We start from the raw sequence: 22456 nt of genomic DNA on the forward strand, positions 1-22456 counted from the left end.
CACGTCCCGTAGCAGGCGGCCGGGCACCGGCGAAACCTTCCGTATGACCGGTGCGCGACCTAAGGTGTGATCATCGCAAAGGAGCGGTGATGACCAAGGCCGTCAAGGGCGACGAGATCGGCGACATCGTCGCCGAGCACGACGAAGAGCGGCCCGCGCGGCGCTTGTCGCGGGGGCCCGACCTGCTGGTGTACCTGGCCGCGCTCGGCGTGGCCCTGCTCGTGCTGAAACAGGTCTTCTTCCCCTACAGCAAGGGCAACCAGTTCTACCTGGTGATCTTCCTCGGCTGCACCCTGCCGCTGGTGTTCCTGTGCTACCGGCCGCTGGCCCGGTCGCGGCGCACCCCGGACAACCCGTGGCTGCTGGACTGGGCGCTGGCCGTGGTGGCGCTGGTCGTGGGCCTGTACCCGGTGCTGATCGGCTACGACGACTTCCTCGACCGCCAGGGGCAGCTGTCCACGCTCGACATCGTGGCGGGCGCGCTGCTGCTCCTGCTCGTCCTCGAGGCGACCCGCCGCACCACCGGCTGGGTGCTGCCGCTGGTCTGCCTGCTCTTCCTCGCCTACGCCTACTACGGCGGCTACCTGCCGCCGAACTGGGGCATCGCGCACGCCGGCGTGGACTTCAGCCAGATCATCAACGCCCTCTACAACGACGCGAGCGGTTTCTTCGGCACCCCGCTGGACGTGGCCGCCAGCTACATCGTGCTGTTCACCATCTACGGCGCGGTGCTGGAGGCCTCCGGCGCGGGGCGGTTCTTCGTCGACATCTCCTTCGCCGCGTTCCGCCGCTCCCGCACGGCGCCGGGCCGGACGACGGTGCTGTCCGGGTTCCTGCTGGGCACGGTGTCCGGCTCGGGCACCGCGACCGCGGTCAGCCTGGGCTCGATCACCTGGCCGATCCTCCAGCGCGCCGGCTACCCGCGCGAGAACGCCGGCGGCCTGCTCGCCGCGTCCGGCATCGGGGCGATCCTGTCGCCGCCGACGCTGGGCGCCGCGGCGTTCATCATCGCCGAGTACCTGCAGACCTCCTACCTGACGGTGCTGATCTGGGCGGCGGTGCCGACGCTGCTGTACTACCTGGGCATCGTGTTCGCGATGGAGGCCGACGCCCGCCGCTTCCACGCCAAGCCGGTGGACGTCGAGCGCGGCGACCCGTGGCGGCTGCTGCTGCGCGGCGGCTACCACTTCCTGTCGCTGGCGATCATCGTGGTGTTCCTGGCGCTGGACATCCCGCCGTTCGCGGCCGTGGTGTACGCGACCGGGGTGGCGGCGCTGTTCGCCCTGATCGCGCGGCGGCGGGACCTGCGCGGCTGGGCGGTGGACATGGTGGGCGCGCTGTCCCGCGGTGTGCGGGGCGCGCTGCCGGTCATCGCGGTGTGCGCGGCGGCCGGGGTGATCACGTCGACGATCACCAAGACGGGGCTGGGCCTGGAACTCGCCGACGCGCTGGTCGACGTGGCGCGGGCGGTCACCGACAACGCCACGGTCGTGCTGGCGCTGACGGTGCTGCTGTCCGCGGTCGCGGTCGGCGTGCTCGGGCTGGCGGTTCCGGTGACGGCGTCGTTCATCATCGCGTGGGTGGTGATCGCGCCCGCGCTGGAGACGCTGGGCGTGGCCCCGGCCGAGCGCGCGATGTTCATCTTCTACTACGCGGTGCTGTCGGAGGTCACCCCGCCGACGGCGCTGGCGGCGGTCGCGGCGGCGGCGATCACCGGCGGCCGGGTCATGGCGACCATGTGGCAGTGCTGGAAGTACACGCTGCCGGCGTTCCTGGTGCCGATCGCGTTCGTGCTCACCGACAACGGGGCGGCGCTGCTGCTCCAGTCGGATGGCGTGACGGTGGTGTGGGTGCTGGCGGTGTCCGCGCTCGCCGTCGCCGCGCTGGGGGTGGTGACCGGCGGGTGGCTGTTCGGCCCGGTCCACCCGGCGGTGCGCGCGCTCTTCGTGCCCGCCGCGGTGTGCCTGCTCTACCTGGAGCCGGGGCCGATCGTGGCGGGCCTGGCCTTCGGCGTGGCCGCGACGGCCGCGCATCTCGTGATCCGAAGGAGGCGGCATGAAACGACTGCTGACGGCGCTGGTGGCGATGGCCCTGGTCGCGACGGGCTGCGGCGGGAAGCAACCGAACCAGCCGGCGGCGGGCGGGAGCCAGGCGTGTGAGGCCGGCAGCGGCAGGCTCACCATCGCCACCGGCAACAGCGGCGGCGTGTACTACGTGCTCGGCGGCGGGCTGGCGCAGCTGATCAGCAACAACACCGGGCTGAAGGCGACCGCGGCGGAGACCGGCGCGTCGGTGCAGAACATCCAGCAGCTGGTCGACGGCACCTACGACATCGCGTTCTCGCTGGCCGACACCGCGGCCGACGCGGTGCAGGGCAAGGGCAGCTTCGAGGGCAAGCCGCAGAAGGTGCAGGCGCTGACGCGGCTCTACCCGAACTCGACGCAGGTGCTGGTGCGCACCGACTCGGGCATCAACAGCATCGCCGACATGCGCGGCAAGCGGATCTCGACGGGTTCGCCGAAGTCGGGCACCGAGGTGATCGCGAACCGGCTGCTGCAGTCGGCCGGGCTGAACCCGGACACCGACGTGCAGGCGCAGCGGCTGGACCTGGCCAAGACCGCGGACGGGATCAAGTCCGGCACGATCGACGGGCTGGTGTGGTCCGGCGGGCTGCCGACGGCGCAGATCACCGACATCACCACGACGATGAAGGGGCAGGTGAAGTTCATCGACATCACCCCGCAGCTGGCGGCGCTCAAGCAGATCAACACGGTGTACGACACGGGCACGATCCCCGCGGCGACGTACGGGCAGCCCGCGGACGTCCCGACGATCGTGGTGCCGAACCTGCTGCTGGTGCGGGAGGACTTCCCGGCGAGCGACGCGTGCGCGATCACGAAGCTGATGTTCGACAAGCGGGCGGACCTGGAGAGCGTGCACCCGTCGGCGAAGGAGATCACGCGGGAGAACGCCACGCGCACCGAGCCGGTGCCGCTGCACCCGGGCGCGCAACAGGCACTGGCGACGTCCTGACGTGCGGCTCGCAGCAGGCGCCGGCGACGTCCCGACGTCCGGCCCGCAGCAGGCGCGGGCCACGTCGTGACGTCCGGCTCCCCAGCAGCGCTGGCGACGTCCTGACGTCCGGCGCGGAGGCGCTGGGCATCGTGACGTTCGGCGCGCAGCAGGCGCCGGCGAGGTCCTGACGTCCGGCCCACAGCAGGCGCCGGCCACGTCGTGACGTGCGGCTCGCAGCAGGCGCCGCGACGTCCTGACGTTACCTGCGAGGTAATCGACGCCCGGCGCGGGCTGCCGCAGGATGGGGTCATCACTTCCGGAAAGGACGGATCCGATGACCGCCTACGCACTGGCCCACCTGCTGCCCGCCGAGCCGCACCCCGACGTGGCCGAGTACCTGGAGCGCATCCAGGCGACGCTGGACCCGTTCGGCGGGCGGTTCCTGGTGCACGGCGCGCCGGTCGAGGTCCGCGAGGGTGAGTGGCCGGGCCACCTGGTGATGCTCGGCTTCCCGACCGTCGAGGACGCCCGAGCCTGGTACGACTCGCCCGCGTACCAGGAGATCGTGCCGTTGCGCGCCGACCACCTCCCGGGCACGGTACTGATCGTCGACGGCGTGGAGCCCAACCACGACTCCGCCGCGATGGGACGGGCGCTACGCGTGGCGTTGGGCTAGCGCCCGCCCGGCCTCGCCGCCCGACGGGGCAACCGGGCGCCTGTCCAGCTACCCGGGTGGTCCAGTGGCTGAGCCACTGGACCACCCGGCCGCTTTCGCAGAAGCCGAGGGCCGACTGGATGCGTGGCCGAGTGGCTAAGTGGCTGAACCACTGGACCATTCCTCCTTCACTCGACAGGCCCAGTGGTCAAGCCACTCGACCAATGCCACCTCGGGCACCACTGGCCAAGTGGCTGAGCCACTCAGCCACTCGTGTCGCATCCACCTGGCGTAGTGGCTGGTCAGTGGCCGAGGCGCAGCTGGTCCCGCAGCCGGCGCGCCACCCGCGCCATCACCGCCTCCGCGCCGGGCTGCTGCGCGGCCGCCACGCGGGATTCGGTCAGTGCCACCACCGCGAACGCCTGCCCGTCGGCGTGTTCGACCACCCCGATCTCGTGCCGCAGCGTCAGCAGCGTGCCGGTCTTGGACGACCAGACCGTCGCGTCGGAGACGAAGTCCGGCGCCAGCCGGTGCCGGACCACGTTGTGCCGCATCAGTTCCCGCACCCGCGCGGCGACTCCGGCCGGAATCGCCGACGGCGTCCACAGCGCCTGCAGCAGGTCCGCGAACGCCCGGGCCGAACCGGAACTCGCCCGCGTCACGTCCAGCTGCGGGATGCGGTGCCCGCGCCCGGCGGTGCCCGCGTCGACGGCCAGCGCGTAGGCCAGGTGCACCTCGCCGCGGTCGAAGCGCTCCGCGGGCGTGTCGGCCAGCTCCTGCATCGGGTGCCGGACGGTGATGCCCTCGATGCCGAACCCCTTGAGGATCCGCGCCACCTCCGGCGGCGGGGTGAGACCGAACAGGGCGTCGGCCGCGACGCCGTCGCTGATCGCCGTGCTGAGGTAGAGGAGGTCGTCCACGGCGATGCGCGCCGGGTGGCGGAACCGGCTCAGCCCGGTCGGCCCGGGCGTGGTGATGCGGCCGGGCTCGATGTCCAGCGTGGCGGCGCCGTCGAGTTCGCCGAGCCGGATCCGTTCCAGCGTGGCGACCGCGAGCGGGATCTTGACCAGCGACGCGGACGGCCACTGCGCGTCCGGCTCGATCGCGATCTCCTCGCCGCCGCGCAGGTCCCGCACCAGGAACGAGCCGCGCAGCCCCGCGTCGTCGAGCAGGTCCCGCAGCTCGCGCAGCAGCGCTTCGGTGCTCACGTCTCCCCCAGGCATCGGCCGATCGACCGCGACAGCGGCCGCAGGCGCTCGGTGTCGTCACTGTACGTCACGGCCAGGGCGTAGCCGCGGACCAGCCGCAGCTCGCCGAGCGGCCGCCAGTGCAGGTCCAGGTCCGCGGCCTGCGCGGCCGAGCAGAGCAGCAGGTCGGCGGAACCGAGGACGTCGGCGACCGCGGTGACCAGGGACTCCGCGGTGACGACCTGCGAGGGCCGCAGGCCGAGCGCGTCGCGCAGGTGGAGCAGCCGGTCCCGGATGTGCGGCACGTCGTCCTCGGGCTGCAGCCACACGCGCCGCGCCGGGCCGTCCTCGCCGCGGCCGACGCGCAGCGTTTCCAGGTAGACGGTGTGCGCGGCGGGTGGCACGGCGGCGGCCACGCCGAGGGGCACCTGCCAGCAGGCCTCGTCGGCCGGGACCGCGGTGAGGGCGGCGCGGACCTGCTGGGTGCGGACGAGACCGGCGCGTTCGGCGGGCGGGGCGGGACGGAAGTCGAGGACGAGGTCGTGGTCACGGGCCTCGGCGTCCAGGTGCGCGAGGTCGCGGGCGGAGCACCAGTCCGGGACGGCGAGCCGCAACGGGCGGCGGCGTGCGCGGCGGGCGTCGTGTTCGAAGGCGTCGGCGAGGCGGACCAGCCGCGCGGCGGCGGGGAGCACGTCGCGGCCGAACGGGGTCAGCACGGCACGCCGGGTGGAGCGGTCGAAGAGGCGGTCGCCGAGGTGCTGTTCGAGCGCGGCGATGCGCCGGCTGGCGACCGGCTGGGGGATGCCGGCGGCGGCCGCGCCGAGGGTGAAGCTGCCCCGCTCGCTGACGCTGACGAACGCCCGGCAGGCACCGACGAGATCCACACCGGGCATCTTATGCCGGATCCGCATGGAAACCTTCGTTTTGGTCTTCGACGGTATCGAGTGGACGCGGAAGGCTGGGGCCATGGTTGTTCGAACTCTTCGTGCCGTGGTGGTTCTGCTCGTGTTCGGCCTGGTGGGTGCGTGTGCTGCCGCGCCACCGCCGCCACCCCCCGCTTCGCCCGCGGCGCAGGTGCCGCAGGTGTCCTTCGCCGATCTGGAGTCGCGGTTCGACTCGCGCCTCGGGGTGTACGCGATCGACACCGGGACCGGGCGGGAGATCGCGCACCGGGCCGACGAGCGGTTCAACTACGCGTCGGCGATCAAGTCGCTGCTGGCGGGCGCGGTGCTGCGGCGCAACGTCGATCTGGACAAGGTGGTGACCTACACCGATGCGGACATCCAGCCGAACTCGCCGATCACGAAGGACCGGCGGAGCGTGACGGTGTGCGAGGCCGCCGAGGCGGCGCTGCTGCAGAGCGACAACACGGCGGCGAACCTGCTGTTCGCCGAGCTCGGCGGCCCGGCGGGCCTGGCGGCGGTGCTGCGCGAGATCGGCGACACGACGACCCATCCGGACCGGCTCGAGGTCGAGCTGAACTCGGCCATCCCCGGCGACATCCGGGACACGAGCACCCCGCGCGCGATGGCCGGCAGCCTGCGGGCGTTCCTCCTGGGAGACGCGTTGCCCGCCGACAAGCGCGACCTGCTGGTGGGGATCATGCGCCGGAACCGGACCGGGGCGGAGCTGATCCGCGCCGGGGTGCCGTCGGAGTGGCCGGTGGCGGACAAGACGGGCACCGGTGACTACGGCACGCGCAACGACATCGGGGTGATCTGGCCGCCGACGGGCGCGCCGATCGTGCTGGCGCTGATGTCGAGCCGCGGCACCCCGGATGCCGAGCACGACAACAAGCTGCTCGCCGAGGCGGCTTCCCGGGTGGTGGACGCGCTGCGGTAGTCGCGTGTCAGCCGTTGCCCCAGGCGGTGACGGTGGCCAGCGCCCAGGCGCGGACGCGTTCCGGGAAGCCGGCGGCGGGGAACGTGCCGTCCTGGGCGACATCGGCGATGGTGACGCTGAACGACGTGGGCGCCGGTCCGGGCGGCGGAGGCGGCGCACCGGGAGCTGCGGCGCGCCGGTTCCGGTGCGAGTTGGCGCGGCGCGCCCGGGCGGTGAGCGTCGCGAGGCCGGTGGCGCCTTCGTCGAGGTAGGTGCGCAGGACCTGCCAGACGCGGGCCCGGTCCCGCTCCGGCAGCCGGCTGGGGTGCTGGAGCAGGAAGCAGGCGACGGTGACGCCGTGCAGCGGTCCCCACGGTGGGCGCCGGGAGTGGTCCAGTGCCAGCACGGTGTGGAACAGCTCCGCACACGGTTTCCCGGGTGCTCCGCACTCGGCGCAGGGCGTCATGACCGCCAACCTAAGGCCTCCAGCGACGGGAGGGTCCAGAATTCGCGCCCGTGGGGTGTCGAGTCCGGCCGCCGCCGTTCGTCCTCGGGGTATCGAGGAAAGGAGTCGGCGATGGAGCTGATGGAACGGTACCGGCGGGCGCAGGACGGGCTGGACGCGGTGCTGGCGGCGGTGCCGGACGAGCGGTGGGACGCGCCGTCGATGTGTGCGGAGTGGACGGTGCGGGACGTCGCCGGGCACGTGATCTGGGGTCAGCGGCAGATGCGGGCGTGGGCGACCGGCGAGCCGGACCCGGAGCGGACGGGCGCGCCGGGCGCGCCGGCGCCGGGCACGCTGGCCGGCGACGACCCGGTGGCGAGGTGGCGCGAGGCGCGGGCGGCGTCGGTGCCCGCGCTGACCGGGGAGGCGCTGGCGCGGACCACGCGGATCACCGGGATCGGCGAGGTGCCGCTGGCCGCGGTGGTGCCGTTGATGATCACCGACACGGTGGTGCACACGTGGGACATCGGGCACGCGCTGAAGCTGGACGTCCGGCTCGACGCGGACCTGGTGGCGCTGGCGGCGGACTGGGCGCGGCAGCACGTGGTGCGGCGGCCGGGGTTCTTCGGCCCGGAGGTGACGGCACCGCCGGACGCGGACGAGCAGACGCGGATGCTGGCGTTCCTGGGCCGCCGCGCCTGAGGGGAGTCCGGCAGGGCTGCTGGCGGCGAGTGTCCCGGCGGCGGGTGGCTGGCCGGGTATGAGCGAGAAGCCACCACCGCCCAGCCAAGCGGCCCGGCACCACCGTCGGGCGGCGCAGCACCGCCGCGGGAGAGCACGGCCGCGCCACGAAGCGGCCCGGGACCGCCGCGGACGGCACGGCCACGCCACGAAACCGCCCTGCGCCGTCGTGAAGCGGCGACGCAGGGCGGCGGGGCCGGGCAGAGCTGAGCGGAGGTGATCGGCCGTTGAAGCAGGTGCGATCGAGACGCCGCTGCCGGTTTCGGCGGCAGGCTTCTCAGCCCGCCCGGCCACGGCCGGGCGGGCTCATCCGCGCGGACGGCCCAGCCCCAGCGTCCAGCCCAGCCGCCCGGCCGCGGCGCGAACAGCCCAGCGGCCACCGCCGCGCACGCAGACCACCCCCAGCCACGGCTCCAGTGCCCAGCCGGGCAGCGCAGCCGTGGCCGGGTCGGTCACAGCCGTCCCAGCTGCTCGAGCCAATGGCGTCAGGCACGGAGGTGCGTCTGGATGCGTTGCTGATACGCCCCGGTCGAGGTGACCTCGATGCTCCTCCGTGCCCGGAAAACCCGGGGATCAGGCCGTGACGTCCGGCCGTTCCCCCGCCAGCGCGAGCACAGTGCGGGCCTGTTCCAGCATCGCGACGTCCAGGAACGTGCCGTCGGTCAGGGCGATCGCTCCCACGCCGGCCGCGGTGGCGTCGTCCAAACGGGACAGCACCTCGCGGGCCCGGGAGACTTCCTGGGCGCTGGGCAGGAACGCGGCCCGGATCGTGTCCAGCTGGGCCGGGTGGATGGCCGTCCGGCCGCGGAATCCCAGCGCCCGCCCGGCCCGGCAGGACGCCGCCAGCCCGTCGAGGTCGCGCACGTTGGTGTACGCCGACATGACCGGTGGGACCAGGCGCGCCGCCCGTGCGGCGACCACGACCCGGCTGCGCGCCCAGGCCAGCCCCGCCTCGTCGGTCACGCCCAGGTCGGACCGCAGATCAGCCTCGCCGAGGCCGATCGAGGCGACCTGCGGCGACGCCGTCGCGATCTCCAGCGCCCGCTCGACGCCGAGCGCGGATTCGATGAGCGGGTGCAGCTCGCGACCGGGCAACGCGCCGGCCAGCGCGCGGATCTCCTCCGGTGACTCGACCTTCGGGATCCGCGCGCCCACCTCGGCCGGCAGGCCCGCCAGTGCCGCCAGGTCCGCCGCGTGCCAGGGGGTGCTCGCGTGGTTGATCCGCACCTGCACCCGCCGCCCGAGCGGCTCCGACAGCAACCGCACGGCGTGGGCCCGCGCCTCGTCCTTGCGCGACGGCGCGACGGCGTCCTCCAGGTCGACGAGCACGACGTCCGCGGCCGAATCCAGCGCCTTCGCCACCCGGTCCGGCCGGTCGGCGGGCACGTACAGCAGGGTCAACGCCGGCGCGCTCATACCGCCCCCTCCGCACGCATCCGCGCCACCTCGTCCGCCGGGAAACCCAGCTCCCCCAGCACCTCGTCGGTGTCGGCGCCGTGCGCCCGCCCGGTGTGCGCGACGACCCCGTCGTGGCCGGACAGCCGGAAGATCGGCCCCTGCATCAGCGTCGGCCCCAGCTCCGGATCCTCGATCTCGTGGATGGTGCCCAGCGCGCGGAACTGCGGGTCCTCGACGATGTCCGCGGCGTCGTAGATCGGCGCCACCGCGGCCTGCGCCGCCTCGAACTCGGCGATCACCTCGTCGCGCGTGTGCCGCCCGATCCACGCGCCCACCGCCTCGTCCAGCTCGTCGGCGTGCTTCGCGCGCTCGGCGCCGCTGGCGAACCACGGCTCGTCGATCAGGTCCGGCCGTCCCACCAGCCGCATCACGCGCTCGGCGATCGACTGCGCCGACGTGGACACCGCGACCCACTGCCCGTCGCCGGTGCGGTAGGTGTTGCGCGGCGCGTTGTTCACCGACCGGTTGCCGGTGCGCGGCTGCACCGAACGCAGCTGGTCCCACCGCGTGATCTGCGGCCCGAGCATCGCCAGGATCGGCTCGACGATCGCGGTGTCGACCACCTGCCCGCGCCCGGTCCGTTCCCGCGCCGAGAGCGCCACCATGATCGCGTAGGCGGTGGCGAGCGAGGCGATGCCGTCGGCGAGCCCGAACGGCGGCAGCGTCGGCGGCCCGTCCGGTTCCCCGGTGGCGGCCGCGAACCCGCTCATCGCCTCGGCGAGCGTGCCGAACCCGGGCCGCCGCCGGTACGGCCCGATCTGCCCGAACCCGGTGACGCGGGCGAGCACCAGCCGCGGGTTGCGCGCCGACAGCTCGTCGTAGCCCAGGTCCCAGCGCTCCAGCGTGCCGGGCCGGAAGTTCTCGATGATCACGTCCGACCGCTCGGCCAGCTTCAGGAACACCTCGCGGCCGCCGGGTTTGCCGAGGTCGGCGGTGATCGTGCGCTTGTTGCGGCCGAGCGTCTTCCACCACAGGTTGACGCCGTCCTTGGCGACGCCGTGGTTGCGTGCCGGATCCGGTCGCCCCGGGTGCTCGACCTTGATCACCTCGGCGCCCATGTCGCCCAGGTGCATGGCGGCCATCGGCCCGGCGAAGAGGGTGGCGGCGTCGACGACGCGCAACCCAGCGAGTGCCCCGGCGGCGGGGTCGCGGGAGACGGTCACGCGGTCACCTCCGGCAGGTCCCACGCGCACCGGAACCCGACCGACGCGCTGCGCGCCAGGCCGAGCCCGGGCAGGAGCAGCTTCACGCTGTAGTCCGGGTCGCGGCGGCCGCCTTCGACGTACCAGTCGGAGCCTTCCGCGTGGTAGTCGCAGCCGCCCTTGAGCATCACGAACCGGGTGCGGCCGTCGGAGTGCTCGCTCTCGGTCCAGTTCCACACGGCCGGTTCGCCGCGGCGCAGCCGGCCGGTCTCGCCCGCGAGCTGCCATTCGTCCTCGGTGGGCAGCCGCCCGCCGCGCCACGCGCAGTACGCGCGGGCGTCGTCGAGATCCACATGGGTCACCGGCGCGTCCGGGTCGGTGTTCCAGGCCAGGAACCGGTGCGGCTGCGCGGGCCGGTAGCCGGTCCGCTCCAGGAACTCGGTGAACTCGGCGTTGGTCACCTCGGTCGCGGCGACGGCCACCGGGTTGGCGAGCACGCCGTCCCGTTGCAGGGTCCGCGCGTCGTGCAGCCGGGGCGGCAGCGGCTTCCACTCGCCGACGTACGGCGCGCCCTGATACATCCCGGTTTCGCGAGCGCGGTAGCGGACGGTCAGCACGTACGGCCCGGCCGGCACGACCACCGCGTCCGGGGCGGGCGTGCCGCTGCTGCGAGCCGGCTGTTTGCGCACGGCGAGGCGGTGCGGGAACCGGGCGTCGGGGTCGTGCGGCACGTCCGGCAGGTCCTTCACCCACGCCGGTTCCGTCCCCGAACGCAGGAACGCCGCGATCCCCCGCGCCGGCACACCCGGACCCAGCAACGGAATTCCGGGAGCGACCGGTCCGGTGTAGTCCTGGTCGCTCCGGTTGACGACCGTCCACAGTGTCTGGTCACCGAGGTCCCAGCGGGAGCCGTACACCCCGGCTTCCTCGGCGCCGGGCGCCAGTTCCGCCAGCGGCGTCCACTCCCCGTGCAGCAGCAGCTCCTCGGCCGCGCGCTGGACGGTGACCATGCGCCGCACGGTCGCCGCGTCCCGGCGCGACCAGCCGACCCACACGCCGAAGACGACCTCCCACACCATCACGCCGACGCCGTTGAGCCACGCCGACTGCAGCTCCTCGGTGTGGTCGCGGTGCCAGCGGCGGACGTGGTGCTGCATGTGCCGCCGCTCGTACCAGTGCGCGCGCAGCACACCGGGCACCGGCGAGTCGGCGAAGAACTGCGCCCACGACGACGCGTGGTCCTCGATGCGCTCGACCGGCAGCTTCGACTCGCCCTCCAGCACGATCCCCGGCCTGGCCCGCTCCAGGGCCTCGACGAACTCCGGTTCGGCCTTCTTCAGGGTGTCCAGGAAGACACCGTCCGCGCCGAGGTCGGCGACCAGAGAGGCCAGCTCGGTGAGGTCCTCGCCGCCGCGGCGGGTGCCGACGTCCCACGGGTTGTAGTCGACGAACACGTGCAGGCCGGCGTCGTGGAACTGCCGCACGAGATCGGTCAGCCCGGGCACGTCGCGGTAGAAGTCCCACTGGTTGCGGTCGTCCAGGCCGATCACCGGGTAGGCGTGCCACAGCACGACCGCGTCCAGCCCGGCGAACCGCTCCCGCGCGTCGGCGAGGAACCGCTCGGGCGTGAACCGGCCCTGCTCGAAGTCGTACAGCAGCTCGTCCCACAGCCACACCTGCGCGACGGTGCGGCACCGCGCCGCCCACGCCGCGCCCGGCCGCTCGTAGGCGGCGCCGGTGTAGCCGTGTCGGCGGCGGGCGTCCTCGCGCCACTCGCGCAGCCGTTCCCGCCACGCTGGGCGGTCGGCCGGGTCCGGCGGGCCGGCGAAGATCTTCGCCTCGTCCAGCGCGATCAGCTGCTCCTCGGTGAGCGGGCCGAGCGGGACGTCGGTGGGCCGGTCGATCGGGCGCGGCACGAGCGGGTCGAAGGTGTAGGTCATCGCGAGCTCTCCTCGACCTCCGCGGCGGTGGGGACGGCGTCCTGCGCGCCGGGCCGGGTGACCGCGAGCGCGGCCGCGACACCGGCGAGCCGGGCCGCCTCGGGCAGGGCCAGGCCGCGGGCCAGCCCGGCGGCGAGCACACCGCAGAAGGTGTCCCCGGCGCCGGTCGTGTCGACGGCCTCCACGCGAATCCCCGGCACCCGCACGGTGGGCCGGTCGCGTTCGGCGACCAGGGAACCGTCGGCGCCGAGGGTGATGACGACGGCGAGCACGCGCTCCAGGAGCACCTTGGCGAGGTCCTCCGGGGTGCCGTCGGTGTGCGCGAGGTCGGCGGCCTCGTGCTCGTTGACGACGAGCAGGTCCAGCGCGTCCCAGAGGTCCGCGGGCAGGTCCCGGGACGGCGCGGCGTTGAGGGCCATCACGGCGCCGGGGCGTCGCGCGGCGGCGGCCGCGCGGACGGTGCCGAGCGGGATCTCCAGCTGGGCCAGCACGACGTCGGCGTGCGCGATCCGCTCGACCTGGGCGGCGGTCAGCTCCAGGCGCGCGTTGGCACCCGGCGCGACGACGATCGCGTTCTCGCCATCAGGCGAAACGGTGATCAGCGCGGTGCCGGTGGGAGCGTCCACACGCGACACCAGATCGGTCCGGACCCCGGCCCGCTCCAACGAGGTCAGCAGCAGCTCCGCGGACTCGTCGGTGCCCAGCGCGCCGGCGAACGTGGTCTCCGCTCCCCCGGCGCGCGCGGCGGCGACGGCCTGGTTGGCGCCCTTGCCGCCGGGAGTGCGGCGCAGGTCGCCGCCGAGGATGGTCTCCCCGCCGCCGGGATGGCGTGGCACGTCGACGACGAGGTCGACGTTGGCCGAGCCGACGACCACGACCTGCCCGGTCATGCGGCACCTCGTTCCACGGTCAGGGCGGCCGTGCTGGCCGCCAGGTCGGTGATGCGCCGCTCCCCGCCGGGCAGGGACGTCGCGATGCGGTTGTCCAGCGGTTTCGCCCACTGCTCGGGCACGCCGTGCAGGGCGCCGACGACCCCGCCGACGGTGGCGGCCGCGGAGTCGGTGTCCCAGCCCGCGGTGACGGCGGTGGACACGCTCGGCCCGAACTCGCCGCCACCCCCGGCGAGGGCGAAGGCGATCACGGCGGCGTTGTTGAGGACGTGGACCCAGTGCAGGTGACCGTATTCGGCGTGCAGGCGGTCCAGTCCCGCGCTGGTGCCCAGACCGGCCAGCGACCGTCCGAACCGGACGGCCCGCGCCAGCCGGCTGTCCGGCGGAACCACGGTTTCCGCGGCGTCGAGGACCTCGTCGACGGTGTCGCACACCATCGACGCCGACGCGAGCGCGGCGGCCCACATCGCGCCGTAGACGCCGTTGCGGGTGTGGCTCAGGCGCGCGTCGGTCCAGGCCAGCCGGGCCGCGGCCCGCACGTCGCCGGGCGAGACCCAGCCGAACACGTCGGTCCGGATGAGCGCGCCGATCCACTCGCGGAACGGGTTGTGGTGCGTGGCGATCTCGGGCACCGGGCGGGCGTCGAGGATGTTGCGGTAGGCGGCCCGCTCGGCCGTGAACACCCGCCCGGCGGGCAGGTTGTCCAGCCACAGCTGGGCGACGTCGTCGGTGGTGAACCCGCGGCCGCGCTGCTCCAGGAGCGTGAGCGCGAGCATCGGGTAGTTGAGGTCGTCGTCCTCCGGCATCCCGTCGATGTTCTCCTCCAGCGAGGTCGGGGCGGAGCGGCGGTTCCACGGCCACCGCCGCGCGACCTCGTCCGGCAGGCCCACCGCGGTGAACCACCGGTCGAGCGGCCAGCGGCCGGTGGCGCGCAGGATCTCCTCGATGCCCTCGCGGGGGATCTTCTCGACCGGCTTGCCGAGCAGGCAGCCAGCGGCGCGGCCGGTCCACGCGTCCAGCACGCGCCCGCTGCCGCCGGGCAGCTCCGGCGCGGGCGGCAGCACCGCGACGATCGCGTCCCAGTCGTCCGGTTCGTGCGGCGCCGGTGGCGTGGGCAGCGCGGCCAGCTCGTCGAGCAGGTTCCGCGCCAGGGCCCGCAGTTCCGGCGGCGCCGGGTTCGGCCCCGCTCCGCTGGCGGCGGGCACCGGGTCGCCACCGGCCGCGACCCAGCGGTCGCGGATCGCGGTGACGTCACGTCCCTCCACAGCGGACTGCACCAGCTCGTGCGCGAGCAGGTCCTCGGGCTGGGCCCAGGTCAGCCTCACGACCCGGCTCCCGCCTGGTCGAGCTCGTCCAGGGCCCACAGCCGGGCCAGGGCGCGTTCCCGGTCGGCCTTCAGGATGTCCGCCGCGGCCGAGGCCATCAGCCGGCCGGTCTCCCGCAGGTCCATGCGGCTCGCCTCGCCGATCGCGTCGATCCACTCCGCCGGCACCGCCGCGGTGCCGCCGAGACCGGCGCACACCGCGCCGGCCATCACGGCGATCGAGTCGGCGTCCCGGCCGTAGTTCACCGCGCCCAGCACCGCGCCGCGGTAGTCGCCGCGGTGGCCGAGCACGAACCCGAGCGCGGCCGGCAGCTCTTCGATCGACTTGGTGCGCGACGGGCGCCGCGCGTCCATCGACATCTGCCGGTACTCCGGCCCCACCGAGTCGTACGGCGCGACCGTGTCCCGGATCAGCCGGGCCAGCTCCCGCTCCTCCTCGTCGTCCGACGGCGCGGAAGTCCAGCCGTCGAAGGCGTCCACCACCGCCCGCAGCGCGGCGGCGGTGCCGTCGTGCGCCACGTCGAGCGCGGCCGCGACGACGTCGTCCAGCGTGGCGCCGGGGGCGACCGACGCCGCGACCATCGCCGCGAACACGCCCGCCGCCTCCCGGCCGTAGCTGGACTGGTGGGCGCCGGTCAGGTCGATCGCCTCCGCGTAGGCACCGCGCGGGTCCCCGGCGTTGGCGAGCCCGACCGGCGCCACGTACATCGCCGCGCCGCAGTTGACCACGTTGCCGACCCCGGCCTCCCGCGGGTCGACGTGCCCGTAGTGGAGCCGGGCGACGATCCACTTCTCCGCCAGGAACACCCGCTGCAGCAGCAGCGCGGTGGACTCCAGCTCGGGAACCCACCGCGGCTCGCCGATCATCAGCGGCACCAGGTCCTCGGCCATCGCGTACGCGTCGAGGTGCGCGCGGCGCTTCGCGTACACCTCGACGAGCGCGCGGGTCATCAGGGTGTCGTCGGTGACGTGCCCGTCCCCCTTGTGGTACGGCGCGATCGGGCGCGCGTCCCGCCAGTTCGGGAACCACGGACCGACGATGCCGGTCACCCGGCCGCCGTGGCGTTCCTCGATCTGTTCCGGGGTCCACCCCTCGGTGGCGCCACCCAGCGCGTCCCCCACGGCCGCGCCGGTGAGCACCGCCACCGCTCGGTCTTCCAGCCAGGTCACCGGCTTCACGTTTCCCTTCTCGATGGTCGAGGACCGGTCGGTCACCGGTTGATGCTGTTCCAGCCGTCGGTGAGTTCCTTCGACAGGCCGGCCGCGTCGATCTGCTTGGCCAGGAACTTCTGGTAGGCCGGGGTCGCGACGGTGTCCTTCCACTGCGCGTACTTGTCGACGAACAGGTACGGCGCGGAGGTGAGGTACTGGCCCGAGGACAGGATCTCCTTCCAGCCGTTCTGCGCGCCGAGCTTGGTGGTCAGCGCCTCGCGGGCCGAGGTGGTCGCCGGGATCAGCGCGTCGGCCTCGTTGAGCGCGGCCAGGTTCTCGGTGCTGGTGAAGAACTCGATGAACTCGGCGGCCTCCTTGACGTGCGCGGAGTCCTTGTTCACCGACAGCGTCTGCGGGTTGGCGGCCTGCGCGGGACCGGCGGGGCCGGCCAGCGGCGGCAGCACGATCCAGTCGAATCCGGCGGGCGCGTCCTTGGCGATGTTGGCGGCCTGGAACGAACCCTGGATCGTCATCGCGGTCTGCCCGGCGTAGAACGGCGCCAGCGCCTTGGAACCGGACTGGGTCAGCGTGACCGGCAGGATCGAGTTGTCCTGGTGGGCCATGGCGTCCACCAGCTGCGGCAGCGCCATCTCACCCTGGCCGACGCTGATCTTCGCGTCGGTGCCGGTGCCGTCGAAGTACTTGCCGCCGAACCCGGGCGCGAGCGCGACCATCGCGGCGGTCGGGCTGGACAGGCCCCAGCCGAGACCGAAGGCGCCGTCGCGGGTGGTCGCCCTGGCGATTTCGCGCAACTGGTCCCAGGTCATCGTGTCGCCGGTGGGGATGGTGACCCCGGCCTTCTGCAGCAGGGCGCGGTTGGCGAAGACCACGTAGGACTGCAGCTCGGTCGGGTAGGCGATCACCTGGTTGTCCACGGTCACCGAGTCCAGCACGCCCTTGGGGATGTCGGTCTTCTTCTGCTCCGACAGGTAGGGCGTGAGGTCGGCGAGGTAGCCGTCCCTGGCGAACGGGACGACCCCGGCCGCCTCGTAGTGGATGACGTCCGGCGCGCTGCCCGCGTTGAACTGGGTGATCAGCTTGTCGTAGACCCCGTCCCAGCCGGCCTGCACGACCTCGACCTTGACGTCGGGGTGCGCCTTGTTCCAGTCGTCGACGATCTTGTTCGTCGCCGCGATGGCCGCGGGCTGGTCGGACAGGGACTGGAACTTCAGCGTCACCGGGCCGCCGGCGCTGTCACCGCCACTGGAGCACGCGGTGAACAGCAGGCTCGCGGCTGCCGCGAGCGCGGCCACCACCACACGTCGAGACTTCATTGACCGACCTTTCGTTTTCTCAGGGTTCATCCCTTCACCGCCCCCGCCATCAGCCCGCTGGTGAGCCTCCGGCGCAGGATGGTGAAGAAGACGATGCTGGGGATCGCGGCGAGCACGGCGCCCGCGGCGAGCGGTCCGAGGGACACCTTGCCCTCACCGCCGATGAACATGTTCAGCGTGATCGGCAGGGTGTAGTTCTCCGGCGACTGCAACAGCACCAGCGCGAAGAAGAACTCGTTCCAGGAGGAGACGAAGCTGAACATCGCCGTGGCGACGATGCCGGGCATCAGCAGCGGGAAGACGATCCGGCGCAGCACGGTCCACCGGCCGGCGCCGTCCATCGCGCCGGCCTCCTCCAGGTCGACCGGGATGGCGGCGACGTAGCCCTGCAGCATCCACAACGCGAACGGCAGCGTGTAGGTGGTGTGCACGAGCGTCAGCCCGGCCAGGCTGTCGGCCAGCCCGATGGTGCGCAGGATCAGGAACAGCGGCAGGATCACCAGCACCACCGGGAACACCTGGGACACCAGGATCCAGCCGACGCCGGCGGCGCGGATCTTGCCCTTGAGCCGGGCCAGCACGTAGGACGCCGGCAGCGCGATGAGGATCACCAGCGCGGTGGACACCAGCGCCACGACCAGGCTGTTGCCCGCCGAGTGCACCAGGCCCTGGCGGTCCAGGGCGTCGGAGTAGTTGTCCCAGTGCCACTGCTGCGGCAGCAGGCTCACGGAGAGCGAGTTGAGCTCGCCGGAGGACTTCACCGACGCCGAGATCAGCCACAGCAGCGGGAAGCCGAGGAACAGGATGTAGGCCGCCAGCGCCAGGTACTGGGCGGGACGGAGCAGGACGCGCATCTCGTCACCGCCCCCGCTCGGCGCGGTCGTCGCGGAACTGCGACCGCAGGTAGATCGCCAGCAGCAGCACGACGATGATCACGAGCACCAGGCCCATCGCCGCCGCGTAGCCGATGTTGCGGTTCTTGAACGCCTCGAGGTAGATGAAGAGCACCGGCACCATCGTCTTTCCGCCCGGCCCGCCCTCGGTGAGGACGTAGACCAGCGAGAACGAGTTGAAGTTCCAGATGAAGTTCAGCGACGTGATCGAGGTGACGATCGGCCGCAGGCTGGGCCAGGTGACCGCGGTGAACCGCCGCCACGCGCCCGCGCCGTCCACCGCCGCGGCCTCGTGCAGGTCCTGGGGGATCTGCTGCAGGCCGGCCAGCAGCGTGACGGTGGTCTGCGGCATGCCGACCCACACGCCGACGACGATCACCGCGGGCAGGGCGGTGGAGAAGTCGCCGAGCCAGTTGGTGTCGGCGGGCAGGCCGACGCTGCCGAGGAAGGCGTTGAGCGGGCCGCCGTTGGCCGAGTAGATCATCTGCCACATGATCGCGACGACGACCGGCGGCATGGCCCACGGGATGAGCGCGAGGACGCGGGTCAGGCCCTGCAGTTTCAGTCCGGAGTTGAGCAGCAGCGCCAGGCCCATCGACGCGGCCAGCTGCAGCAGGGTGACGCCGACGGTCCAAATGAGACCGATGCGCAGGCTGTCCCAGAAGAACGCGTTGCCGGCGAGCTTGGTGAAGTTGTCGATGCCGGTGAAGTCGTAGTCCGGGTCGCGCACCAGGCGGGCGTCGGTGAACGCCAGGGCCAGGCCCATCACCAGGGGCGCGACGCTGAGCACGAGGATCGGGATCAGCGACGGCATCACCAGCGCGATCGCCTCGCGGCGGCGGGAGCGGGCCATCGTGCCCTTGCCGCGCTTGCGGGGCGCCGGGGCTGGTGCGGGGGCGCGGGTGTCCGCGGCCAGGGTCATCGCCGGCCTCCCTCGGTGAGCCCGCCGGCGGCGGGAACGGTGGAACCACGCACGATCAGCTCCGGGCCGACCGTGACCTGCTGCGCGTCCTGGCCGTCGTCGTCGGCGAGGCGGAGCATGAGCTGCGCGGCGGCGCGGCCGCGCTCGGTGCTGCCGAGCGAGACGCTGGTCAGGGTCGGGTGGAAGACGCGGCCGATCTCGGTGTCGTCCATGCCGGTCACCGCGATGTCGCCGGGAACGGACAGCCCGAGTTCGCGGATGGCGTGGATGGCGCCGATGGCGAGCAGGTCGTTGGCCGCGACGATGGCGTCGAGGCGTTCCGGGGCGTTCGTGAGGAGGCGGCGCGCGGCGGTGAGGCCGGCGGCGACGGTGAAGTCCTCGGCGATCTCGGTGGGGCTGTCGGCCCGGATGGCTTCCTGGAAGCCGCGCTGGCGGGCTTGGCCGGGGGTGGTGTCGAGGGGGCCGTTGAGGAAGCCGATCCGGCGGCGGCCCAGGTCCTGCAGGTGGCGGACCGCCTGGCCGATGCCGCCCGCGGAGTCGGTGGAGACCGAGCTGATGCCGTGGGCGTCCAGGGCGCGGCCGATGACCACGACCGGGACGGCGGCCTGCTGGATCGCCTCGATCAGGCGGTCGTCGGTGCGCAGCGGGCTGATGACCATGCCGTCGACGAAGCCGCTGTTCAGGCTGCGGACCAGGTCGGTGGTCGAGGTGGAGGTGTCGCCGGTGGTCATGACCACGACGCGGTACCCGTGCGGGGCGAGGACCTCGTGGATGGCCCGCATCATCTCGACGTAGACCGGGTTGCCGATGTCGGCGACCGCGAAGGCGATCTGGAAGGTCTTCTTCATCCGCAGCGACCGGCCGATGGCGTCCGGGCTGTAGCCCAGCTCCTCCGCGGCGGCCCGGACGCGCTCGATCATGGCCGGGCTCGCGCCGGTGCCGTGCAGGGCACGGGAGGTCGAGGCCAGGGACACCCCGGCTCGTTCGGCCACCTGCAGCAGCGTGGCCCGTGTAGACGTCATTGTCGCTCCGTCGTCGTCCGTTGCCTTGGAAACGTTTCCAGTTCGTTACGCTCCGTGGTGGAAACGATTCCAAGGGGCTGCCGGGAATAGTGACACCCGCTTGGCGAGGTGTCAACACCGGGGTTTCGGAGGCTGCATCAGCCCTGGCCGGACCGGGCGGAGATGGGTGGGGACGCGAGTCCCACACTCGGCGCCGCGAGTCCCCCGCTCCGTGGCGCGAGTCCCCCGCTCGGTGGCGCGAGTCCCACGTTCGGCGCCGCGAGTCCCACGTTCGGCGCCGCGAGTCCCACGCTCTGCGCCGCGAGTCCCCCGCTCTGCGCCGCGAGTCCCCCGCTCGCGCGCGCGAGTTCCACGTTCACGCGCGCGAGTCGTACTCAGCCGCGGGAGTTCCGTGCCGCGGCAGGAACCTCCCGCGAACTGGCCGCCGGGCAGGGACTGAACCTGATGAGTTCGACGCTGCTCACCGAGGACACCGGGGTGCCGTTCGACGAGCTGCAGGCCGAGCAGACCGCGATCTTCCGCGCGGAGTGGGCGCGGCACGGCCACCTCCGCGAGCCGCGGGTTTCGGTGAGCCGCAGCGTCGTCCCGATCACCACCGACCCCGGCCGGGTCCACTTCGGACGGGAACGCGACAGCCAGGACCAGGTCGGCCGGCTGGACGGCGGGGTGGCTCGGTTCGGGAAGTCCTACGGCACCCGACGCCGGCCAGCGCTGAAACGTTCGCCGCTCGTTCACCGCGTCCTCATGTGCCCGGTCGAAGATCGCCGGGTGCGCAGAATCGTGACGATCGTGCTGATGCTGACGGCAGTCCTGGCGGCGGCGCTGCCCGCGAACGCGAGCGAGCCGCGGCAGCGGGTGCTGTCCGTGCTGAGTTTCAACATCCACCACGCGCAGGGCACCGACGACGTGCTCGACCTCGCGCGCGTGGCCGGGGTGATCCGGGACAGCGGCGCCGACGTGGTCGGGCTGCAGGAGGTGGACCGGCACTACTCGGCGCGCAGCGACTGGGCCGACCAGGCGAGCGAGCTGGCCCGGATGCTCGGCTACCACGTGGTCTTCGGCGCGAACATCGACCGCGATCCGCCGGCCGCGGGCAGCCCGCGGATCCAGTACGGCACCGCGATCCTGTCCCGCTACCCGATCACCGCGTGGGAGAACACGTACCTGTTCCGTTCGCCGGGCCAGGAGCAGCGCGGGCTGCTGCACGCGGTGGTGGACGTGCGCGGGGTGACGGTGCACGTGTACGACACGCACCTGGCGGCCAGCGCGCAGACCGACCGCCTGGAGCAGACGCGGCAGATCGCGGACCTGATCGGCGACACCGCCCCGGCGGTGCTCGTGGGTGATCTGAACGCGCTCCCGGAGGCCCCGGAGATCGCCACGCTGAACGCGGCTTTCACCGACGCCTGGCCGGTGTCCGGCAAGGGCGGCGGGGCGACCTACCCGGCGGAGGCGCCGGACCGGCGGATCGACTACGTCTACGCGTCGCGCTCGGTGTCGCCGCTGGTGACGCGGGTGCTCGACGGGAACCCGGCGGCGTCGGACCACCTGCCGCTGATGAGCCGGCTACTGGTGCGGCACTGATCACCAGCGCGCCTCGGTCGAAGGCAAGCTTGTCGTGGCGGGTGGCCAGGCCGCACCTCTCGGTATGCCGCAGCACGCGGCACGGGTGCCCGCCACAACGCTGCCGTATGCTCGCGTTCCGTGTCAGGTGAGCCCGCGTCCGCCGATCGGCCCGTGCGTGCGGGCATCCCGGAGCACGGCCGCGTCCCGCGGTACTACGCGCTCAAGGTCCGGCTGCTCGAGCTGATCGCCGAGCTGGGCGAAGGCGCCGCGCTCCCCACCGAGCGCGAACTGTCCGAACGGTACGACGTCTCGCGCGCCAGCGTGCGGCAGGCCGTCGCCGATCTGGTGCTGGACGGCAGGTTGCGCCGCCGCCAGGGCAGCGGCACCTTCGTCGCGGGCCCCAAGCTGGTGCAACGCCTCGCCCTGGTCAGCTACACCGAAGGCCTGCGACAGCAGGGCGTCGACCCCGGCCGCGCGCTGATCACGCTGGAACACCTGCCCGCGGACGAGAACCTGGCCCGCGAGCTGCACATCGAGCCGGGCGCGGAGGTCGTCCACCTGGAACGGGTGCTGCTCGCCGACGGGGAACGCGTCGGCCTGGAGTCCACGTTCCTGGTCTCGGCCCGCTTCCCGGACCTGCTGGACGTCTTCGAGCCGGCCGGCTCGCTGTACGCGTGCCTGCGGGACGAACTCGGCGTCGTCTTCGCCGGCGCGGAGGAACGCGTGGAGACCGTGCTCGCCACCCCGCGGGAGGCGCTGCTGGTCGGCACCCCGCCCGGCCTGCCGATGCTGTTGCTGCACCGCGTGTCCTGGGAACCGGACGGCACGCCGTTCGAGCGGGTGCGGTCGCTGTTCCGCGGTGACCGGCTCAGCTTCGTCACCCGCCTGGGCCCGGACAGCTAGATCACGAAACGATAACTCATCCAGTCCAATCTTCATCGCGCGTTGG

At 73.0% G+C, this 22456-nt stretch carries 21 protein-coding genes; 7 read left to right on the top strand and 14 right to left on the bottom strand.

Translation table 11 applies throughout. The features are described from left to right. Positions 1 to 89 precede the first annotated feature (89 nt). From D0D28_RS02510 to D0D28_RS02520, 3 genes are all read left to right on the top strand, one after another. Positions 90 to 2159 (top strand): TRAP transporter permease, encoded by a 2070-nt coding sequence (locus D0D28_RS02510; protein WP_116109568.1) that lies wholly within the window; start codon positions 90 to 92, stop codon positions 2157 to 2159. Next, the gene (locus D0D28_RS02515; RefSeq protein WP_094005136.1) at positions 2056 to 3033 is read left to right on the top strand and encodes a TAXI family TRAP transporter solute-binding subunit; all 978 of its coding nucleotides are present in this window, start codon (positions 2056 to 2058) and stop codon (positions 3031 to 3033) included. Before D0D28_RS02510 ends, D0D28_RS02515 begins: the two co-directional genes overlap by 104 nt. Before the next feature lie 316 nt (positions 3034 to 3349). Further along, positions 3350 to 3691 (top strand): DUF1330 domain-containing protein, encoded by a 342-nt coding sequence (locus D0D28_RS02520; RefSeq protein WP_116109569.1) that lies wholly within the window; start codon positions 3350 to 3352, stop codon positions 3689 to 3691. 281 nt (positions 3692 to 3972) lie between these two features. On the opposite strand, the gene D0D28_RS02525 is transcribed toward D0D28_RS02520, so the two are convergent. After that, positions 3973 to 4878 carry a serine hydrolase gene (locus D0D28_RS02525; protein ID WP_116109570.1) on the bottom strand — a complete coding sequence of 302 codons (906 nt, stop codon included), beginning with the start codon at positions 4876 to 4878 and terminating at the stop codon, positions 3973 to 3975. Next, complete coding sequence (locus D0D28_RS02530; protein WP_116109571.1) at positions 4875 to 5750, bottom strand: LysR family transcriptional regulator; 876 nt, start codon at positions 5748 to 5750, stop codon at positions 4875 to 4877. Before D0D28_RS02530 ends, D0D28_RS02525 begins: the two co-directional genes overlap by 4 nt. A 73-nt stretch (positions 5751 to 5823) precedes the next feature. Between D0D28_RS02530 and bla the strand changes: the two genes are divergently transcribed. Next, the gene (gene bla / locus D0D28_RS02535) at positions 5824 to 6699 is read left to right on the top strand and encodes a class A beta-lactamase (RefSeq protein ID WP_116109618.1); all 876 of its coding nucleotides are present in this window, start codon (positions 5824 to 5826) and stop codon (positions 6697 to 6699) included. A gap of 7 nt (positions 6700 to 6706) precedes the next feature. Here bla and D0D28_RS02540 read toward each other — a convergent pair whose 3' ends face one another. After that, a complete protein-coding gene (locus tag D0D28_RS02540) occupies positions 6707 to 7144 on the bottom strand; it encodes a DUF5946 family protein (protein ID WP_116109572.1) in 438 nt (145 codons plus the stop codon). A 111-nt stretch (positions 7145 to 7255) separates the two neighbouring features. Between D0D28_RS02540 and D0D28_RS02545 the strand changes: the two genes are divergently transcribed. Continuing rightward, positions 7256 to 7825, top strand: coding sequence for a TIGR03086 family metal-binding protein (locus D0D28_RS02545; RefSeq protein ID WP_094005141.1), 570 nt, complete (start codon positions 7256 to 7258; stop codon positions 7823 to 7825). A 345-nt stretch (positions 7826 to 8170) separates the two neighbouring features. Here the strand turns inward: D0D28_RS02545 and D0D28_RS35470 are convergent, their stop codons facing one another. From D0D28_RS35470 to D0D28_RS02595, 11 genes are all read right to left on the bottom strand, one after another. Next, positions 8171 to 8320, bottom strand: coding sequence for a hypothetical protein (locus D0D28_RS35470; RefSeq protein ID WP_162830962.1), 150 nt, complete (start codon positions 8318 to 8320; stop codon positions 8171 to 8173). Between the two features lie 117 nt (positions 8321 to 8437). After that, a complete protein-coding gene (locus tag D0D28_RS02550; protein ID WP_116109573.1) occupies positions 8438 to 9280 on the bottom strand; it encodes an HpcH/HpaI aldolase/citrate lyase family protein in 843 nt (280 codons plus the stop codon). Next, complete coding sequence (locus tag D0D28_RS02555) at positions 9277 to 10485, bottom strand: CaiB/BaiF CoA transferase family protein (protein WP_116109574.1); 1209 nt, start codon at positions 10483 to 10485, stop codon at positions 9277 to 9279. Before D0D28_RS02555 ends, D0D28_RS02550 begins: the two co-directional genes overlap by 4 nt. Continuing rightward, positions 10482 to 12404 (bottom strand): SUMF1/EgtB/PvdO family nonheme iron enzyme, encoded by a 1923-nt coding sequence (locus tag D0D28_RS02560; protein WP_116109575.1) that lies wholly within the window; start codon positions 12402 to 12404, stop codon positions 10482 to 10484. The genes D0D28_RS02555 and D0D28_RS02560 overlap by 4 nt, the downstream gene beginning before the upstream one ends. Beyond that, complete coding sequence (locus tag D0D28_RS02565; RefSeq protein ID WP_116109576.1) at positions 12401 to 13294, bottom strand: ribokinase; 894 nt, start codon at positions 13292 to 13294, stop codon at positions 12401 to 12403. Before D0D28_RS02565 ends, D0D28_RS02560 begins: the two co-directional genes overlap by 4 nt. Then, positions 13291 to 14619 (bottom strand): ADP-ribosylglycohydrolase family protein, encoded by a 1329-nt coding sequence (locus D0D28_RS02570; protein WP_116109577.1) that lies wholly within the window; start codon positions 14617 to 14619, stop codon positions 13291 to 13293. Before D0D28_RS02570 ends, D0D28_RS02565 begins: the two co-directional genes overlap by 4 nt. Next, on the bottom strand, positions 14616 to 15833 hold the full coding sequence (locus D0D28_RS02575) for an ADP-ribosylglycohydrolase family protein (RefSeq protein WP_240323059.1): 1218 nt from the start codon (positions 15831 to 15833) through the stop codon (positions 14616 to 14618). The genes D0D28_RS02570 and D0D28_RS02575 overlap by 4 nt, the downstream gene beginning before the upstream one ends. Then, positions 15830 to 17104: an ABC transporter substrate-binding protein gene (locus tag D0D28_RS02580; protein ID WP_167481446.1), complete on the bottom strand. Its 1275-nt coding sequence runs from the start codon at positions 17102 to 17104 to the stop codon at positions 15830 to 15832. The genes D0D28_RS02575 and D0D28_RS02580 overlap by 4 nt, the downstream gene beginning before the upstream one ends. 26 nt (positions 17105 to 17130) lie before the next feature. Beyond that, positions 17131 to 17958, bottom strand: a complete 828-nt coding sequence (locus tag D0D28_RS02585; RefSeq protein WP_094005148.1) for a carbohydrate ABC transporter permease — start codon at positions 17956 to 17958, stop codon at positions 17131 to 17133. A 4-nt stretch (positions 17959 to 17962) separates the two neighbouring features. After that, positions 17963 to 18919: a carbohydrate ABC transporter permease gene (locus D0D28_RS02590; protein WP_094005149.1), complete on the bottom strand. Its 957-nt coding sequence runs from the start codon at positions 18917 to 18919 to the stop codon at positions 17963 to 17965. Further along, entirely contained in the window at positions 18916 to 19941 is a 1026-nt protein-coding gene (locus D0D28_RS02595; protein WP_094005150.1) for a LacI family DNA-binding transcriptional regulator, read from the bottom strand. The genes D0D28_RS02590 and D0D28_RS02595 overlap by 4 nt, the downstream gene beginning before the upstream one ends. Before the next feature lie 444 nt (positions 19942 to 20385). Between D0D28_RS02595 and D0D28_RS02600 the strand changes: the two genes are divergently transcribed. After that, a complete protein-coding gene (locus tag D0D28_RS02600; protein ID WP_240323060.1) occupies positions 20386 to 21525 on the top strand; it encodes an endonuclease/exonuclease/phosphatase family protein in 1140 nt (379 codons plus the stop codon). A gap of 120 nt (positions 21526 to 21645) precedes the next feature. Beyond that, positions 21646 to 22410, top strand: coding sequence for a GntR family transcriptional regulator (locus D0D28_RS02605; RefSeq protein ID WP_094005152.1), 765 nt, complete (start codon positions 21646 to 21648; stop codon positions 22408 to 22410). Positions 22411 to 22456: the final 46 nt, after the last annotated feature.

The organism is Amycolatopsis ruanii (assembly GCF_003385175.1).
Taxonomy (GTDB): domain Bacteria; phylum Actinomycetota; class Actinomycetes; order Mycobacteriales; family Pseudonocardiaceae; genus Amycolatopsis_E; species Amycolatopsis_E thermalba.

Coding starts and splice junctions, on each gene's coding strand:
- D0D28_RS02510 (WP_116109568.1), top strand. CDS start 90: ATGACCAAGGCCGTCAAGGGCGACGAGATCGGCGACATCGTCGCCGAG.
- D0D28_RS02515 (WP_094005136.1), top strand. CDS start 2,056: ATGAAACGACTGCTGACGGCGCTGGTGGCGATGGCCCTGGTCGCGACG.
- D0D28_RS02520 (WP_116109569.1), top strand. CDS start 3,350: ATGACCGCCTACGCACTGGCCCACCTGCTGCCCGCCGAGCCGCACCCC.
- D0D28_RS02530 (WP_116109571.1), bottom strand. CDS start 5,750: ATGCCCGGTGTGGATCTCGTCGGTGCCTGCCGGGCGTTCGTCAGCGTC.
- bla (WP_116109618.1), top strand. CDS start 5,824: ATGGTTGTTCGAACTCTTCGTGCCGTGGTGGTTCTGCTCGTGTTCGGC.
- D0D28_RS02540 (WP_116109572.1), bottom strand. CDS start 7,144: ATGACGCCCTGCGCCGAGTGCGGAGCACCCGGGAAACCGTGTGCGGAG.
- D0D28_RS02545 (WP_094005141.1), top strand. CDS start 7,256: ATGGAGCTGATGGAACGGTACCGGCGGGCGCAGGACGGGCTGGACGCG.
- D0D28_RS02550 (WP_116109573.1), bottom strand. CDS start 9,280: ATGAGCGCGCCGGCGTTGACCCTGCTGTACGTGCCCGCCGACCGGCCG.
- D0D28_RS02560 (WP_116109575.1), bottom strand. CDS start 12,404: ATGACCTACACCTTCGACCCGCTCGTGCCGCGCCCGATCGACCGGCCC.
- D0D28_RS02565 (WP_116109576.1), bottom strand. CDS start 13,294: ATGACCGGGCAGGTCGTGGTCGTCGGCTCGGCCAACGTCGACCTCGTC.
- D0D28_RS02580 (WP_167481446.1), bottom strand. CDS start 17,104: ATGAAGTCTCGACGTGTGGTGGTGGCCGCGCTCGCGGCAGCCGCGAGC.
- D0D28_RS02585 (WP_094005148.1), bottom strand. CDS start 17,958: ATGCGCGTCCTGCTCCGTCCCGCCCAGTACCTGGCGCTGGCGGCCTAC.
- D0D28_RS02590 (WP_094005149.1), bottom strand. CDS start 18,919: ATGACCCTGGCCGCGGACACCCGCGCCCCCGCACCAGCCCCGGCGCCC.
- D0D28_RS02595 (WP_094005150.1), bottom strand. CDS start 19,941: ATGACGTCTACACGGGCCACGCTGCTGCAGGTGGCCGAACGAGCCGGG.
- D0D28_RS02600 (WP_240323060.1), top strand. CDS start 20,386: ATGAGTTCGACGCTGCTCACCGAGGACACCGGGGTGCCGTTCGACGAG.